Genomic DNA, 14,147 nt, shown 5'->3' on the forward strand with positions numbered 1-14,147 from the left:
GGCTAAGGCGCTCTCGCCAGCACCTGCCCAGCCCCGTAGGTCCCGCTGAGACGGCCCGCCAGCGCCCAGTCCAGCACCGCCTGATAGTAGCCCGGCGCGTAGCCCAGCATGGTCCGGGTCCCGTCCGGCGCGGTCTCGTACCGGATGATGCCGTGGTCGGTGTCGGGGAATTCCAGCAGGGTGATCGGGCGGCCCTGTGCGGACAGGGCGATCAGGCGGGCGCGGGTGGCTTCTGGCGGGGCGCCGAGGTCTTCGGCGGCCTGGATCCAGAGCATGGGCGTGTCGAGCGCGGTCAGGACCGGGAGCGGGTCGTAGCTCCAGGGCGTGCCGATATCCAGCCGGGGCGCCATGGCGATGATGGCGTCGTTGGGAGTGTTCAGCAGGAAGCCGGTGAACTCGCCCTTGATGTCGGCGACCCACGGCTCGGCGCGGTAGCGGGCCCGGACGGCCTCCAGATCGGCGAAGCCGACGGCGCCGTGGGAGGCGATGAAAGCGCCGGTGACGTCGGTGATGGCGCGGGCCTGCGCCAGCACCTCGGGACCCCAGCCCTTGCCCTTGAGGTCGAGCTGGACCTGGTCGGCGTCCTCGGACAGCGGGCCGTAGGCGAGACCGAAGCCGACGGTGACGAAGTCGACGGGGGTGAGGCTGGCCGCCAGCGGGGCGACCCAGCCGCCCTGGCTGCCGCCGTGCAGGCCGATGCGTCCGGCGCGGTCGCCGGCGAGGCGGCGGGCCTCGATCACGGCGGCGGCGGCGTCCTCGGCAAGCAGGTGGAAATCCTGGGTGTAGGACCCCTCTGACCCGCCCGAGCCACGCTTGGCGTAGACGAAGACGCCGACGCCGGAGGCCGGGGCGAAACGCTGGAAGGCGTTGAAGTCGAGGGCGTTGGCGCCTTCGGAGCCGTGGACCTCGACCATGATGGGGACCGGTCCATCGCCGGGCGGCAGGATCAGGCGGCCGTTGAGGCGGGTTCCGTCCGGGCTGGTGAAGGTCGTCTCCCGCACGTCGAGGGCGATGCGGGCGCCGGGATGGCCGTCAAAGGTGATGCGGCCCTGATCGCAGGCGCCGAGCTGGGGCTGTGGACCCTCGATGCGGCGGGTGGAGCCGAGGGTGCTGATCCAGTGACCGTCGGCGTCCACGGTCATGCGGCCGGTGGAGCCGTCGAGACGGCGCCAGCGCAGGCCACGCTCGGGCAGGGGGGCGACGTCGATCCAGCCGCCGTCATCCAGCCGGTAGACGCCGACATGGCAGACCATGGCAGGGTCGGGACGCTCACCGACGTCGGCGCCCGGCAGCTGGGCCCGCGCGGGGGTGGCGAGGAGGGAAAGGGCTGCGGCCAGGACGGCGAGCAGGACAGCGCTGTTCAGCGGCGGGGGGAGGTCGAGGGGCACGGCGGTTCCGATCAGGCAGTGGGGGGTTCGGCGAACCGGATTGCCCGGGGCGCGGCGGCTCGCTAGGCCTGATTTCGCGAACGGCGCCGGGGCTGCGCGAACGGGGCGACATGGGCGATCAGGCGGTCAGGACAGGCGGAATGTCGGCGGCGCGGCGGTGGTCGCTCGACCTCGGCCTGCTGGTCTTCATCGGCCTGATGATGGGGTTCCTGGCCCCCTTCGCCTCGGACCAGGCGCCGGTCGCGGGACGCTATGCCCACTGGATGGTGGTCATGGTCGGCGGGGGGCTGATGGCCTTCGGCGCGGACGAGGCGCTGCGGACGAGGCTGCCGGTGACCTGGCGGCGGCTGGTCGCGGCCTCAGGGCTGATGACGCCGCCGACGGCCCTGCTGGTTATGATCAGCGGGCGGCTGCTCGCGGGCGGCCGGATCAGCGGTCCCATCTATCTCGACCTGTTGTGGCAGGTCTGGCCGATCCTGCTGGCGGTTATGGCGGTGCGGGCGCTGGTCTGGCGGCGGGCGCCGGTCCGGGTCGAGACACGGACGGTGATCGAAGCTCCTCTGCCCGAGGCCGAGGCGGCGTTCCGGCGGCGGCTGTCGGCCAAGCGGCGCGGGGCGCGGCTGATCGCCGTGGAGGCGCACGACCACTATCTGAAGGTCCATACCGACGCGGGCGAGGAACTGATCACCCTGCGCTTCGCCGACGCGCTGGAGGAGCTGACGCTGGCCCATGGCTGGCGGGTGCATCGCTCATGGTGGGTGGCGGCGGATGCGGTCGAAGGCGCGCGCTGGCGGCGCGGGGCCGGGGAGCTGCGGCTGGTCGGCGGGCTGGTCGCGCCGGTGAGCCGGACCCATCGCGCGATGCTGAAAGAGGCGGGGTGGGGTTAGAGGAACCGCGCCTTCACATCGACGCTGGACCGCTCCCCGACCGCGTCGAAGCATTGCGCCAGCCAGTCTTCCGCCGCCTCCCGGCCATAGCCCTTGAGCCGGTTGAGGAAGGTCCACTCCGTGTCGAATTTCGAGCCCAGCGACAGCGGCCCCAGCCAGCGGTCCCTTTCGATGGCGTGCATACGGATGGCCTGGACGCGGTGGCGGCTGCCGGCCTTCAACTGGCCGTCGGTGATCAGGGACTGGAGCAGGGCGAAGGCGCGCAGTTCGGAGACGAGCGGGGCGTTGAAGACGATCTCGTTCAGGCGATCCATGATCTCGCCCGCCGCATGGGGCGTCTCCTCGCGGACGAAGGGGTTGAGGGGCAGGATCAGGATATCGTCCGGCGTGTCCGGGTGGATCAGGGGCCAGAGCGCCGGATTGGCCAGATAGCCGCCGTCCCAGTAGGGCTCGCCCCCGATCTCGACCGCCTGGAACAGGTGGGGCAGGCAGGACGAGGCCAGCAGGACGTCGGGGGTGATCTCCGGCGTGCGGAAGACGTGGGCGCGGCCCTGTTTGACCGCCGTGGCCGAGACGAAGAACTGGATGGCCGAGGCGCGGACGGCGTCGAAATCGACAGCGTTGTCGAGGACGCGCTTGAGCGGGTTCAGGTTGAAGGGATTGAACTGGTACGGGCTCATCGACAGGGCGAGGTTCTCGCCCGTGCGCCACAGGCCTGTGTCCTTGAGCCAGCCGGGCGTCAGGGCCTGGCTCCAGATGGCGCTGTCGCCGAAGACGTTGCGGCCGCCGGACTGGTTCACCTCGCGCCAGAGCTTGTCGAGCCGGGTCCGGGCGGCGTCAGGGCCGCCGGCCTCGAGGCCCGAGATGAGGGCGGCGCCGTTCATGGCCCCGGCGGAGGCGGCGGTGACGGCGCGGACGTCGAGACGGCCGTCCTCGAGCAGGCGGTCGAGCACGCCCCACTGGAAGGCGCCGTGGGCGCCGCCGCCCTGCAGGGCGAGGCTGATGGTCGGGCGAGGGGAGGCGGCCTTGGGTTTGGTCAGAGCCAGCCTCCTTTTCGAGCCTACTGGGCGGTCCAGCCGCCGTCGATGGAGAAGCTGGCCCCGTTGGCCGAGGCGCCGAGGTCGCTGACCAGATAGAGGAACATGCCCGCCAGCTGGTCGGTGGTGACGAACTGCTTGGTCGGCTGGGAGCCGAGGATGACGTCCTTCAGCACCTGCTCCCTGGACATGCCGCGGGTGCGGGCCTGATCGTCGATCTGCTTGTCCACGATGGGGGTGTGGACGAAGCCGGGGCAGATGGCGTTGCAGGTGATGTTGTCCTGGGCCAGCTCCAGGGCGACGGTCTTGGTGAAGCCGATGACGCCGTGCTTGGCCGCGACATAGGCCGACTTGAACGGGCTGGCGACCAGGCCGTGGGCCGAGGCGATGTTGACGATGCGGCCGCGGCCCTGGGCCTTCATGATCGGGATCGCCGCCCGCGTCGCATAGAAGGTCGACGACAGGTTGATGGCGATGATCTGTTCCCACTTGTCGGCGGGGAATTTCTCGACGGCCTCGACGTGCTGGATGCCGGCGTTGTTGACCAGGATATCGACGCGGCCCAACTCGTGCTTCGCATAGGCCACCATGTCGGCGACTTCCTCGCCCCGGGTCATGTTGGCGGCGTGATAGCGGACGCGCACGCCGCAGCTGGCCTCCATCTCGGCGCGGGTGCGCTCGATCTCGGCGGGATCGCCCAGTCCGTTGATGACCACGTCGCCGCCGCGGCTGGCCACGGCGCGGGCGAGGGCGAGGCCGATGCCCGAGGTCGAGCCGGAGATGACCGCCACCTGGCCTTTCAGGTCGCCGATGTCGCGGAACGGCTCGCTCTCGCTGGAGGCGTCACCGCGCTTGGGCCACTTGAACATGCTGTTTCCCCGTTGGAGGTCTTTTCGACTCTGCCTGTGGTCTTACGCCATGAATCCGGTCGGGCTCAAGAATTTCCCGATCTGGTGAATATCCAGTCCGTGTCGGTGGAGGCCTCGACGTCGAAGCGATAGCCGTCGCGGTCGAAGGCCTTGAGGTCTTCCGCCCGGTCGATGCGCCTGTCGACGGCGTAGCGCGCCATGGTCCCGCGGGCGCGCTTGGCGAAGAAGGAGATGATCCGGCGCACGCCGTCCTTCTCCTCATAGAAATGAGGCGTGACGACCGGCAGTTTGAGCGCGCGGGCGTCGACCGCGCCGAAATATTCTTGGCTGGCCAGGTTCACGAGGGTCGGGTCCTCCTGCCCCTCGGTGTCGGCGTTCAGGCATTTCGACAGGCGATCGCCCCAGAAGTCGTACAGGCTGGACCCGCGACGGGTCTTCAGCCGCGTGCCCATCTCGAGGCGATAGGGCTGGATCCGGTCCAGCGGCCGCAGCACGCCGTACAGGCCCGACAGGATGCGCAGGTGCGACTGGGCGTAGTCCAGACCGGCGACGTCCAGCGTGCGCGCCCGCAGACCCTCATAGACATCGCCCGCGAAGGCGAAGGCGGCCTGAACCCCGTCTGTCGAGTCGGGCTGGAAGGCCTGGAAACGCTCACGGTTCAGCCGGGCCAGATCGTCCGACAGGCTCATCAGGCTGCGCAATTCGGCCACGGTGCGGGCGCGCGCGGTCCTGGACAGGGAGGCCGTGTCCTCGAGGAAGCGGCGCTCCGAGGCGGGGGTGGCCGGGTCGGCTTCGGTGAAGTCCAGCCGCTTGGCCGGAGACAGGACGATCAACATGGCGCCCTGTTAGGCCTGTTCGGTGACGATTTGAACCGGGCGTCGGGTCGCGGTCGGCGACGGACGCTCAGGCGCGGTTGGCATGCAATCCGGCGAGGATGGCCGACAGCACGGCGGGCAGGCGCTCGGGCAGGTCCTCGGCGATCAGGCCCGGGCCGAACAGACGGGCGGCTTCGGCGTGCATCCAGACGGCGGCGCGGGCGGCGTCGAAACTGTCCATCCGCTGGGCCAACAGTCCGCCGATCATGCCCGCCAGCACGTCGCCCGTCCCGGCTGTGGCCAGCCAGGGCGTGCCGTTGTCGTTGACGGCCAGACGTCCGTCCGGCGCGGCGATCACCGTAGCCCGCCCCTTCAGCACCACCACCCCGCCGGCGCGGCGCGCGGCCTCACGGGCGGCCGGCTCGCGGCCGGTGTCGAGCAGGTCGGGGAACAGACGTCTGAACTCGCCCTCATGGGGAGTCAGGACATCGTCCCGGTCCAGCAGGCCGAACAGGTCGTCCGGCGCGTCCCGGAATACGGTCAGCGCGTCCGCGTCGACGATGAGGGCGGCGCCGGTTTCGGCCAGGGCGCGCACATTGGCGGCGGTGACGTCGTTGACGCCGGCGGCCGGCCCGATGACGACGGCGTCCATCTCGCGCGCCGCGGCCGCGAGGGCCTCGTCGGAAGCGAAGGGGGTCAGCATCACCGCCTCGATCGCCGGGGCGATCACCGGCGCGGCGTCCGGCGGACAGAGGATGCGCACGACCCCCGCCCCGATGCGCAGGCCGGCGCGCGCGGCCAATCGCGCGGCCCCGGTCCGGGTGGCGCGGCCGGACACCACGCCCAGCCGACCGCGCGCATGCTTGTGCGCGTCCGGGCCGGGCCAGGGCAGGGCGTTTCGCCAGTCGGGAAGGTCTGTCACGCTCACTTCGCCTCTCCTCCGTTCACGGATGGCGTCATCGGTGGAAAAGGGCTTGCCTTATTGTGCAATGCAATGTCCCTTTGGTGCCCGAGCGCGAGGCATTCAAGAGCCCGCCCGGGAACGCCGATGAAAAAGATTGAAGCCGTCATCAAGCCATTCAAGCTGGATGAAGTGAAAGAGGCCCTGCAGGACGCGGGCGTCCAGGGCATGACCGTGCTCGAGGCCAAGGGTTACGGCCGTCAGAAGGGCCATTCGGAGCTGTATCGCGGCGCCGAATACGTCATCGACTTCCTGCCCAAGATCAAGATCGAGGTGGTGGTGCCGGACGACCTGGCCCCCTCGGTGATCGAGGCCATCCAGACCGCCGCCCGGACCGGAAAGATCGGCGACGGCAAGATTTTCGTGTCTGACGTCGTGGACGTCATTCGCATCCGAACCGGTGAGACGGGCGCGCAAGCGGTCTGATCACCCAGACTACCGGTTGGTCCTTCCGGTCCGACCGTGACGATCCTCCCATAAGAAACAGGACTCTCGAAGAATGAGCGACGCCGGCAAGATCCTTAAGGACATCAAGGAGAAAGACGTCCGCTACGTCGATCTCCGCTTCACCGACACGCGCGGCAAGCTGCAGCACGTCACCTTCGATATCGACCTGGTCGACGAGGAGTTCCTCGAGGAAGGCACGATGTTCGACGGCTCGTCGATCGCGGGCTGGAAGGCCATCAACGAGTCCGACATGCTGCTGAAGCCGGACCTGAAGACCGCCTACATCGATCCCTTCTACCAGCAGACGACCCTGTTCCTGTTCTGCGACGTGCTGAACCCGGACACCGGCGAGGCCTACAACCGCGACAGCCGCTCGATGGCCAAGAAGGCCCTGGCCTATGTGCAGAGCTCCGGCGTGGGCGACGCGGTCTTCTTCGGTCCGGAAGCCGAGTTCTTCATCTTCGACGACGTGCGCTGGTCCACCCAGCCGCACGACACCGGCTACACCTATGACTCGACCGAGCTGCCGGCCAACACCGGCGCCGAGTACTCGGAAGGCAACATGGGTCACCGCCCGGGGCCGAAGGGCGGCTACTTCCCGGTGAACCCGGTCGACTCGGGCCAGGACCTGCGCGGCGAAATGCTGTCGGTCATGAAGGACCTGGGCCTCGACCCCGAGAAGCACCACCACGAGGTGGCGCCGGCGCAGCACGAGCTGGGCCTGAAATTCTCGGACCTGCTGACCATGGCCGACCGCCTGCAGCTGTACAAATACGTGATCCACAACGTGGCCGCCTCGTACGGCAAGTCGGCGACCTTCATGGCCAAGCCGATGTTCGCCGACAACGGCTCGGGCATGCACGTGCACCAGTCGATCTGGAAGGACGGCCAGCCGCTGTTCGCCGGCGACAAGTACGCCGGCCTGTCGGACATGTGCCTGTGGTACATCGGCGGCATCATCAAGCACGCCAAGGCCATCAACGCCTTCTCGAACTCGACGACCAACTCGTACAAGCGTCTGGTCCCGGGCTATGAGGCGCCGGTCAAGCTGGCCTATTCGTCGCGCAACCGCTCGGCCTCGATCCGTATTCCGTGGGTCAACTCGCCGAAGGCCAAGCGCATCGAGGCCCGCTTCCCGGATCCGATGGGCAACCCCTACCTGACCTTCGTCGCCCTGCTGATGGCCGGCCTCGACGGCATCGAGAACCGGATCGATCCGGGCGCGGCCGCCGACAAGAACCTGTACGACCTGCCGCCGGAAGAGCGCGGCAACATCCCGGAAGTCTGCGGCTCGCTGAAGGAAGCCCTGGACAGCCTGGACGCCGACCGCGCCTTCCTGAAGAAGGGCGGCGTCATGGATGACGACTTCATCGACAGCTACATCGAGCTGAAGCAGGAAGAAGTCGCGCGGCTGCAACTGCACCCGCACCCGGTCGAATTCGACATGTACTACAGCTGCTGATCGACAGCGGGGGCTGATCGAGGAGGGCGCCGGACGGGAGACCGTCCGGCGCCCTTTTCGTTTGGGGCGACGTCAGGTCCCGGACCTCACGCGGTCGAGCGGCGGGGCGTGTGTGGGGTACGCAAACGCGCGGGCGTTCCGTCGCCTCAGGCGGTCAGGCCCTCGGCCTCGTCGGCCTTCCTGCGGCGCAGTTCGATGATGCGGACGCACCAGATGGAGATCTCGTAGAGCAGCACCAGCGGCACGGCGAGCATCAGCTGGCTGATGGGGTCCGGCGGGGTGACGACGGCGGCGACGACCACGACGGCGACGATGGCGTAGCGGCGGAACTCGGACATCATCTTCGACGAGATGATCCCGGCCATCCCCAGCAGGGTGGTGACCACCGGCAGCTGGAAGCACAGGCCGAAGGCGAGCATCAGCGAGGTTACCAGACTGAGGTATTCGGAAATCTTGGTGTTCAGCTCGACCGTGATGCCGTCGGCCGCGATCTGCTGGCTGAGCGAGAACCACATGACGAACGGCAGCATGACGAAATAGACCAGAGCCGCGCCGACAATGAACAGGACCGGGGCGACGAACAGGAAGGGCAGGAAGGCGCCCTTCTCGTTGCGGTACAGGCCCGGGGCGACGAATTTGTACAGCTGCCAGGCCAGGACGGGGAAGGCCACGACGACGGCGCCGAAGCCGGCCACCTTCATCTTGGTGAAAAGCTGTTCCAGCGGTCCTGTGGCCTGCAGGGCGACCGTGGTCTCGGCGTTGACGGGCAGGGGGTGCAGGCCGGAGGTGACGGCGATCAGCTCCAGCGGATTGGCGCCGTGCCCGCCCGCGGCCTGGGCGATCGAGTGCATCGCATAGGCGGCCTGGAAGGGTTTGATCAGCCAGATCTGGATGTCGGCGGCGAAGTAGAAGCAGCCGATGAAGGCGAGGATGAAGGCGACCACGCAGACCAGCAGCCGGCCGCGCAGCTCGATCAGGTGATCCATCAGCGGCGCGCGCGACGCCTCGATCTCGGTTTCATCCCGTTCGGTGGCGCTCACTGGTCGGCGGCCTTCTTGCGGGGGGTTTTGGGCTTCGCCGCCGTGCGCGTCGCAGCCGGTTTGGCGGCCGTCTTGCGGACGGTCTTCGGCGCGGCGGGCGCCTCGGCCCCGGCGGCTTTCGATTTCGGCTTGCGGGGCGCCTTGCGCGCCGGTTGCGGGGCGGGCGCAGGCTCCAGCGGCTGCATCACCGGGGCAGCGTCAGGCCATTCCTCCGGTCCGGTGAGGGCCGGCGGCGGCGTCGACGGCGCGTCCAGCGGACGGTTCAGGTCGTCGCTGATGCTCCGGAACGTCGCCTCGGCCTCCTTGCCCAGGGGCATCATGTTATTCTGACCGTTGCGCAGGGCCTCAACCTCCTTGCGCAGATCGTCCAGCTCGGACTGGCGAGCCATTTCGTCGAAGCTGTGCCGGAACTCATTGGCCATGTTCCGGGCCCTGGCGACCCACTGGCCCAGCTTCCTCAACATGGCAGGCAGCCGTTCAGGCCCCACGACAAGCAGGGCCACGATGGCGATCACGATATATTCCGCACCCCCGATACCGGGGCCCAGGCCACCCATCCGTCAGCTTCTCCGGCGCGCAGGCGCGCTTACGACTTCAGGTCTTCCTTTTCCGCGTCGGTGCGCGGAAGGGCGCCGGCGCGGTCATCCGAAGGCTTGTTCTCATCGGTGTCCTTCAGGCCGTCGCGGAAGGCCTTCACGCCCTTGGCGGCGTCGCCCATCAGGCCGGACAGCTTGCCGCGACCGCCGAACAGCAGAAGGACCACAAGGCCGACGATGACCCAATGCCAGATGCTCATGGAGCCCACGGGAAACTCTCCTCATTCGGGCCGATCCGCGGCCCGGTGCATATCTTCACGCCGCATATAGGCGGTTCGGTGGCGCGACGCCAAGGGAACCTGTTACAGCGCGCGGATGAGTCACGTCATCATCCACACCGACGGCGCCTGCAAGGGCAATCCGGGCCCCGGGGGCTGGGGAGCGATCCTTCAGGCGGACGCGGGCCGGGAGAAGGAATTGTGGGGCGGCGAGCCGCTGACCACCAACAACCGCATGGAGCTGATGGCCGCCATCATGGCGCTGGAGGCCCTGAACCGGCCGTGCCGCGTCGATCTGCACACGGACAGCAAATACGTCATGGACGGCATCACCCAGTGGATCCGCGGCTGGAAGGCGCGGGGTTGGAAGACGGCCGACAAGAAGCCGGTCAAGAATGAAGACCTGTGGAAGCGGCTTGATGCGGCCCGCTCACGCCACGAGGTGAAGTGGCACTGGGTGAAGGGACATGCGGGGCATGAGCTGAACGAGCGCGCCGACCGCCTGTCGAACAAGTGGATCGAGGAGCAGCGGCGCTAGGGCTGGGCCTTCAGGGCGTAGGACAATCCGTTGTCCTTTGGCGCGAGTTCCAGCCAGATCCCGCCGTCGTCCACGCACACCGGCGCGCTCAGTTCATCCATTCGGGCCGGATTTTGGGAGCTCAGGCTGTCGCGGAAGGCGGCCGAGGGGCCAGCGTCAGCCGATTCCTTGGTCAGAACCCGGTCTCCGTCCCAGAAATAGTAGGTGACGCCGGCGCGGTCCGAGCCGCTGCACTCGCCGTGCTGGCTGCAGTCGACGGTCATCAGGCGCTCGTCCGTGGACCGCAGCGCCTCGTTGAAGCCGATCAGGCCGAAATTGTCCGCCTGGGCCAAGGGCACGCAGGCGGACAGGATCGTCGCCGTGAGGGCTCCTATCAAGCCGCCCGCACCTTCAGCAGCGGTCCGTCGATGCTCTCGACGATGACGCTTTCACCGGCCGGAGGCGCGGCGCCCTCGATCTCGGCCGACCATTCGGCGCCCGAGACGAAGACGCGGCCGCGGCCGTCGACGAAGGCCTGGACCACCTGGGCCCGCTGCCCGATCAGGCGGCTGTCCCGGGCGTTGATGTCCGGAACGTCGGACGGGTTCACCCTCTGGATCAGGCGGCGCGACAGCAGGGTCGCGGCGACCGTCAGGGCGGCGAACAAGGCGACCTCGCCCCAGAAGCCCAGCGGCAGGCCGATGGCGGTCAGGACCGCCACCACCCCGGCCGCCACGGCGGGCCACAGCAGCCACTCGGTCGAGAAGGCCGCCTCGACCGCCAGCAGGATCACGCCCAGCGCCAGCCAGATCCAGAAGGGCTGGTTGCTGTGGAAGTCGATCAGGGCGTCCATGGATCAGGTCCTCGGAACGGAGGTGCGGGGCGGACGGGGCGGCGCCGGCGGCTTGGGCGGGGCAGGCGGCGTCGGGCGTGATCCCGAACCTTGCTGCTCCTGCGCCAAGCCGACCAGCTGGCCGATGCCCGCGATGGTGCCGACCAGGGCGCCCATCTCGGACGGGACGATGACCGTCTTCTGCTGCGGGCTGCGGGCCAGTTCGGCAAAGGCCTCCACATATTTCTGGGCGACGAAGTAGTTGATGGCGTTCACGTCGCCCCGGGCGATGGCTTCCGACACCATGGCGGTGGCGCGGGCTTCGGCCTCGGCCTCACGTTCGCGGGCCTCGGCGTCGCGGAAGGCGGCCTCGCGGCGACCTTCGGCTTCCAGAATGGCCGACTGCTTGGCGCCCTCGGCGCGGGCGATGGCGGCCTGCTTCTCGCCGTCCGCCTCGGTGATGACGGCGCGGCGCTCGCGCTCGGCCTTCATCTGGCGGGCCATGGCGTTGGTGATGTCGGCCGGGGGCGACAGATCCTTGATCTCGATCCGGTTGGCCTTCACGCCCCACGGCTCGGTGGCCGAGTCGATCACCTGCAGCAGGCGGGTGTTGATCGAGTCGCGCTGCGACAGCACCTCGTCCAGCTCCATCGAGCCGACGACGGTCCGCAGATTGGTCATGCAGAGCTGGGCGATGGCGTAGGGCAGGTTGTCCACACGATAGGCGGCGCGGGCGGCGTCCATCACCTGGATGAAGACGATGCCGTCGACCTTCACCATGGCGTTGTCCTTGGTGATGACCTCCTGCGTCGGGACGTCCAGCACCTGCTCCATCATGTTCATGCGGCGGCCGATGCGCTCGACGAACGGCGTCAGGATGCTGATGCCCGGGGACAGGGTGCGGGTGTATTTGCCGAAACGTTCCACAGTGAATTCGCGCCCTTGCGGCACGATCTTCACCACGCTGAACAGCAGGACGAAGGCCAGAACGACCAGCGCCACGAAGAAGAGAATAGAAAAGTCCATCAAAGCCTCCCAATCCCGCTGAGGTTATCACCCGGGGGCGGCCCCGCCAGCGAAACCGGACAGGAGATCATGAACTCGCTGTAATGTTCGCGCGGGAGTCGCGTCGGGCGGCGGCCACTGCGATGATCCGCCGCGTCTCGGACCAGTCGATCAGGGCCTCGACCTGATCCAGCGGCACGAACCGCGCCTCGAGCGCGTCGTCGCCCGCGACGGGCTCGCCGGACAGCCACTCGGCGGCGTAGTCGATCAGGACGTAGTGGCGGTCCGCCTCGGGGAAGATGCCGTCCACGACATCCAGCAGGCTGGTGATGCGGGCGACGACCCCGGTCTCTTCCTTCAGTTCGCGCAGCGCCGCGTCGAGGGCGCGCTCGCCCGGCTCGATCCGCCCGCCGGGCAGGCTCCATTCGCCCATGCGCGGCGGCTTGCCGCGACGGATCAGAAGGACGGTGTCCTCGCGGAGGCAGACGACGCCGACGGCGGGGACGGGGAGGGGAGAAGGCATCCGGTCTCAGTACCGATTCAGGCTGCAGATGTGTCGAAAGCTTAACTTGCCGCGAGCTCGGCCTTCGATTGAGCATGGTGACATGCAAACAGTTCTCAAAGCCCTGCTCGCCTTCGCCCTGGCGCTCGTCCCGACGACCGCCGCCGTGGCCGCTGTCCAGCGCGATGATCCCCGGATCGCCGAGACCATCGACGGCTATGTCCGCAACCGGGGCTTCAACGGCGTGGTGCTGGTGGCCAATGCCGACGGCGTGGTCACGCATCAGGCCCGGGGCGTGTCGTCGATCGAGCTCGGGGCCCAACTGCAGCCGGATGATGTCTTCCGCGTCGGGTCGCTGACGAAGCCGCTGACTGCCGTGCTGGTCCTGTCACTGGTCGAGGAGGGCAAACTTCGCCTCGACGGCACGCTGGGCGACTATCTGCCGGAGCTCTATGCGGGCACGGTCGTCAGCGGGATCACGGTCGAGCAGCTGCTGGCGCATACGTCCGGGCTGAAGGACGTGCCCGGCAACTACAACGATCCCTTCTGGGCCACGGCGGCGCGGCAGACCTTCACGCCCGAGGCCTTCGCCCGAGCCTGGATTTCGCCGGAGCTGTCCAACCCGCCGGGTCGGTTCCGCTACAACAACAACGGCTTCTTCCTGCTGGGCCTGATCGTGGAGCGGGTGACCGGGACGTCGTACGCCGAGGCCATGAGGATCCATGTGTTCGAACCGGCGGGCATGACGCACAGCGGGGTCTACGATGTCCGGACCGTCGTGCCGCATCTGGTGAGCGGCTATGCGCGGTCCGACCTCGGGACCATGGACCGGCCGATGTTCATCGATCCGACGGTCAGCTATTCGGCGGCGGGCGTCTATTCGATCGCCGGGGACCTGCTGGCCTTCAGCCGCGCCCTGTCCGGCGACCGCCTGCTGCCGGAAGCGCTGAAGGCCCGCATGTTCGCCGACGACGGGGATCAATACGGTCTCGGCTGGGGCGTGGAACGCTGGTCGACCGGCGAGGGCGAGCGGATGACGGTCCAGACCCACACCGGCAGCGTGCCCGGCTATCAGAGCCTGTTCGTCCGGGCGGACGACGGCTCCGTCGTCGTGATCCTCAACAACTTCTGGCAGGGCCTGACCACGGTCGAGATGGGGCGCGATCTGTTCGCCGTCCTGCATGGCGCGTCGGCCCGCACACCCAGGCGGTCGTTGAGCGATCTGCTCACGCCAATCGCGGTGCGCGATGGCGTCGAGGCGATGGAGGCGGCCTACCGCGCGGCGCCGACCGAGGGACGCGACGCCTATGACGTCAGTGAAGGCGCGCTGAACAGCCTCGGCTACAGCCTGCTCCGCAAGGGACTGAAGGACCCGGCCGTCCGGGTGTTCGAGTGGAACGTCGCCGCCCATCCGCAATCCGCCAATGTCCACGACAGCCTGGGCGAGGCCTACCTCAGCGTGGGCCGTCGGGATGAGGCGCGGCGCAGCTACGGGAATGCCCTGCGCCTCGATCCGTCGAGCCAGAGCGCCCGGGCGGCGCTTGAAACGTTGGCGGATTGATCTGGCGCTC

17 protein-coding genes are annotated in these 14,147 nt (G+C 68.4%); 5 read left to right on the top strand and 12 right to left on the bottom strand.

Features of this window, described 5'->3' with window-relative positions:
* Window positions 1-2: 2 nt before the first annotated feature.
* Window positions 3-1,388 carry an alpha/beta hydrolase family protein gene (locus ACLQ7T_RS06395; protein ID WP_420478669.1) on the bottom strand — a complete coding sequence of 462 codons (1,386 nt, stop codon included), beginning with the start codon at window positions 1,386-1,388 and terminating at the stop codon, window positions 3-5.
* Between the two features lie 140 nt (window positions 1,389-1,528).
* Here ACLQ7T_RS06395 and ACLQ7T_RS06400 point away from each other — a divergent pair, with 140 nt between their 5' ends.
* On the top strand, window positions 1,529-2,275 hold the full coding sequence (locus tag ACLQ7T_RS06400; RefSeq protein ID WP_420478670.1) for a LytTR family DNA-binding domain-containing protein: 747 nt from the start codon (window positions 1,529-1,531) through the stop codon (window positions 2,273-2,275).
* Here ACLQ7T_RS06400 and ACLQ7T_RS06405 read toward each other — a convergent pair.
* The 4 genes from ACLQ7T_RS06405 to ACLQ7T_RS06420 form a co-directional block, all read right to left on the bottom strand.
* Entirely contained in the window at window positions 2,272-3,321 is a 1,050-nt protein-coding gene (locus ACLQ7T_RS06405) for a patatin-like phospholipase family protein (protein WP_420478698.1), read from the bottom strand. The genes ACLQ7T_RS06400 and ACLQ7T_RS06405 overlap by 4 nt on opposite strands.
* Window positions 3,322-3,335: 14 nt before the next feature.
* Entirely contained in the window at window positions 3,336-4,181 is an 846-nt protein-coding gene (locus ACLQ7T_RS06410) for a 3-hydroxybutyrate dehydrogenase (RefSeq protein ID WP_420478671.1), read from the bottom strand.
* Window positions 4,182-4,246: 65 nt separating this feature from the next.
* Window positions 4,247-5,017, bottom strand: coding sequence for a peroxide stress protein YaaA (gene yaaA, locus ACLQ7T_RS06415; RefSeq protein ID WP_420478672.1), 771 nt, complete (start codon window positions 5,015-5,017; stop codon window positions 4,247-4,249).
* Between the two features lie 67 nt (window positions 5,018-5,084).
* Entirely contained in the window at window positions 5,085-5,924 is an 840-nt protein-coding gene (locus ACLQ7T_RS06420; RefSeq protein WP_420478673.1) for an NAD(P)H-hydrate dehydratase, read from the bottom strand.
* Window positions 5,925-6,044: 120 nt separating this feature from the next.
* On the opposite strand from ACLQ7T_RS06420, the gene ACLQ7T_RS06425 reads away from it, so the two are divergent.
* Window positions 6,045-6,383, top strand: coding sequence for a P-II family nitrogen regulator (locus ACLQ7T_RS06425; protein WP_420471947.1), 339 nt, complete (start codon window positions 6,045-6,047; stop codon window positions 6,381-6,383).
* A 73-nt stretch (window positions 6,384-6,456) separates the two neighbouring features.
* On the top strand, window positions 6,457-7,866 hold the full coding sequence (glnA, locus tag ACLQ7T_RS06430; RefSeq protein ID WP_420478674.1) for a type I glutamate--ammonia ligase: 1,410 nt from the start codon (window positions 6,457-6,459) through the stop codon (window positions 7,864-7,866).
* 146 nt (window positions 7,867-8,012) lie between these two features.
* Here glnA and tatC read toward each other — a convergent pair whose 3' ends face one another.
* The 3 genes from tatC to ACLQ7T_RS06445 are packed head-to-tail and all read right to left on the bottom strand — an operon-like array spanning window position 8,013 to window position 9,711.
* A complete protein-coding gene (gene tatC, locus ACLQ7T_RS06435) occupies window positions 8,013-8,906 on the bottom strand; it encodes a twin-arginine translocase subunit TatC (RefSeq protein ID WP_420471945.1) in 894 nt (297 codons plus the stop codon).
* Window positions 8,903-9,463: a Sec-independent protein translocase protein TatB gene (tatB, locus tag ACLQ7T_RS06440; protein ID WP_420478675.1), complete on the bottom strand. Its 561-nt coding sequence runs from the start codon at window positions 9,461-9,463 to the stop codon at window positions 8,903-8,905. Before tatB ends, tatC begins: the two co-directional genes overlap by 4 nt.
* Window positions 9,464-9,492: 29 nt before the next feature.
* Window positions 9,493-9,711 (bottom strand): twin-arginine translocase TatA/TatE family subunit, encoded by a 219-nt coding sequence (locus ACLQ7T_RS06445; RefSeq protein ID WP_420471943.1) that lies wholly within the window; start codon window positions 9,709-9,711, stop codon window positions 9,493-9,495.
* Between the two features lie 106 nt (window positions 9,712-9,817).
* On the opposite strand from ACLQ7T_RS06445, the gene rnhA reads away from it, so the two are divergent.
* Window positions 9,818-10,258, top strand: coding sequence for a ribonuclease HI (gene rnhA / locus ACLQ7T_RS06450; RefSeq protein ID WP_420478676.1), 441 nt, complete (start codon window positions 9,818-9,820; stop codon window positions 10,256-10,258).
* On the opposite strand, the gene ACLQ7T_RS06455 is transcribed toward rnhA, so the two are convergent.
* The 4 genes from ACLQ7T_RS06455 to ACLQ7T_RS06470 form a co-directional block, all read right to left on the bottom strand.
* The gene (locus ACLQ7T_RS06455) at window positions 10,255-10,635 is read right to left on the bottom strand and encodes a hypothetical protein (protein WP_420478677.1); all 381 of its coding nucleotides are present in this window, start codon (window positions 10,633-10,635) and stop codon (window positions 10,255-10,257) included. The genes rnhA and ACLQ7T_RS06455 overlap by 4 nt on opposite strands.
* The gene (locus ACLQ7T_RS06460) at window positions 10,632-11,090 is read right to left on the bottom strand and encodes an NfeD family protein (protein ID WP_420478678.1); all 459 of its coding nucleotides are present in this window, start codon (window positions 11,088-11,090) and stop codon (window positions 10,632-10,634) included. The genes ACLQ7T_RS06455 and ACLQ7T_RS06460 overlap by 4 nt, the downstream gene beginning before the upstream one ends.
* Before the next feature lie 3 nt (window positions 11,091-11,093).
* The gene (locus ACLQ7T_RS06465) at window positions 11,094-12,095 is read right to left on the bottom strand and encodes an SPFH domain-containing protein (protein WP_420478679.1); all 1,002 of its coding nucleotides are present in this window, start codon (window positions 12,093-12,095) and stop codon (window positions 11,094-11,096) included.
* A 67-nt stretch (window positions 12,096-12,162) separates the two neighbouring features.
* A complete protein-coding gene (locus ACLQ7T_RS06470; RefSeq protein ID WP_420478680.1) occupies window positions 12,163-12,597 on the bottom strand; it encodes an NUDIX hydrolase in 435 nt (144 codons plus the stop codon).
* Between the two features lie 82 nt (window positions 12,598-12,679).
* On the opposite strand from ACLQ7T_RS06470, the gene ACLQ7T_RS06475 reads away from it, so the two are divergent.
* Window positions 12,680-14,137 carry a serine hydrolase domain-containing protein gene (locus ACLQ7T_RS06475; RefSeq protein ID WP_420478681.1) on the top strand — a complete coding sequence of 486 codons (1,458 nt, stop codon included), beginning with the start codon at window positions 12,680-12,682 and terminating at the stop codon, window positions 14,135-14,137.
* The last annotated feature ends 10 nt before the right edge of the window (window positions 14,138-14,147 follow it).

This window comes from Brevundimonas sediminis (genome assembly GCF_048799765.1).
In the GTDB taxonomy this organism is placed as follows: domain Bacteria; phylum Pseudomonadota; class Alphaproteobacteria; order Caulobacterales; family Caulobacteraceae; genus Brevundimonas.

Bases quoted from the DNA above. Each gene is read 5' to 3' on its own strand.
- ACLQ7T_RS06400 (WP_420478670.1), top strand. From the start codon at position 1,529: ATGTCGGCGGCGCGGCGGTGGTCGCTCGACCTCGGCCTGCTGGTCTTC.
- ACLQ7T_RS06410 (WP_420478671.1), bottom strand. From the start codon at position 4,181: ATGTTCAAGTGGCCCAAGCGCGGTGACGCCTCCAGCGAGAGCGAGCCG.
- yaaA (WP_420478672.1), bottom strand. From the start codon at position 5,017: ATGTTGATCGTCCTGTCTCCGGCCAAGCGGCTGGACTTCACCGAAGCC.
- ACLQ7T_RS06425 (WP_420471947.1), top strand. From the start codon at position 6,045: ATGAAAAAGATTGAAGCCGTCATCAAGCCATTCAAGCTGGATGAAGTG.
- glnA (WP_420478674.1), top strand. From the start codon at position 6,457: ATGAGCGACGCCGGCAAGATCCTTAAGGACATCAAGGAGAAAGACGTC.
- tatB (WP_420478675.1), bottom strand. From the start codon at position 9,463: ATGGGTGGCCTGGGCCCCGGTATCGGGGGTGCGGAATATATCGTGATC.
- rnhA (WP_420478676.1), top strand. From the start codon at position 9,818: ATGAGTCACGTCATCATCCACACCGACGGCGCCTGCAAGGGCAATCCG.
- ACLQ7T_RS06460 (WP_420478678.1), bottom strand. From the start codon at position 11,090: ATGGACGCCCTGATCGACTTCCACAGCAACCAGCCCTTCTGGATCTGG.
- ACLQ7T_RS06465 (WP_420478679.1), bottom strand. From the start codon at position 12,095: ATGGACTTTTCTATTCTCTTCTTCGTGGCGCTGGTCGTTCTGGCCTTC.
- ACLQ7T_RS06470 (WP_420478680.1), bottom strand. From the start codon at position 12,597: ATGCCTTCTCCCCTCCCCGTCCCCGCCGTCGGCGTCGTCTGCCTCCGC.
- ACLQ7T_RS06475 (WP_420478681.1), top strand. From the start codon at position 12,680: ATGCAAACAGTTCTCAAAGCCCTGCTCGCCTTCGCCCTGGCGCTCGTC.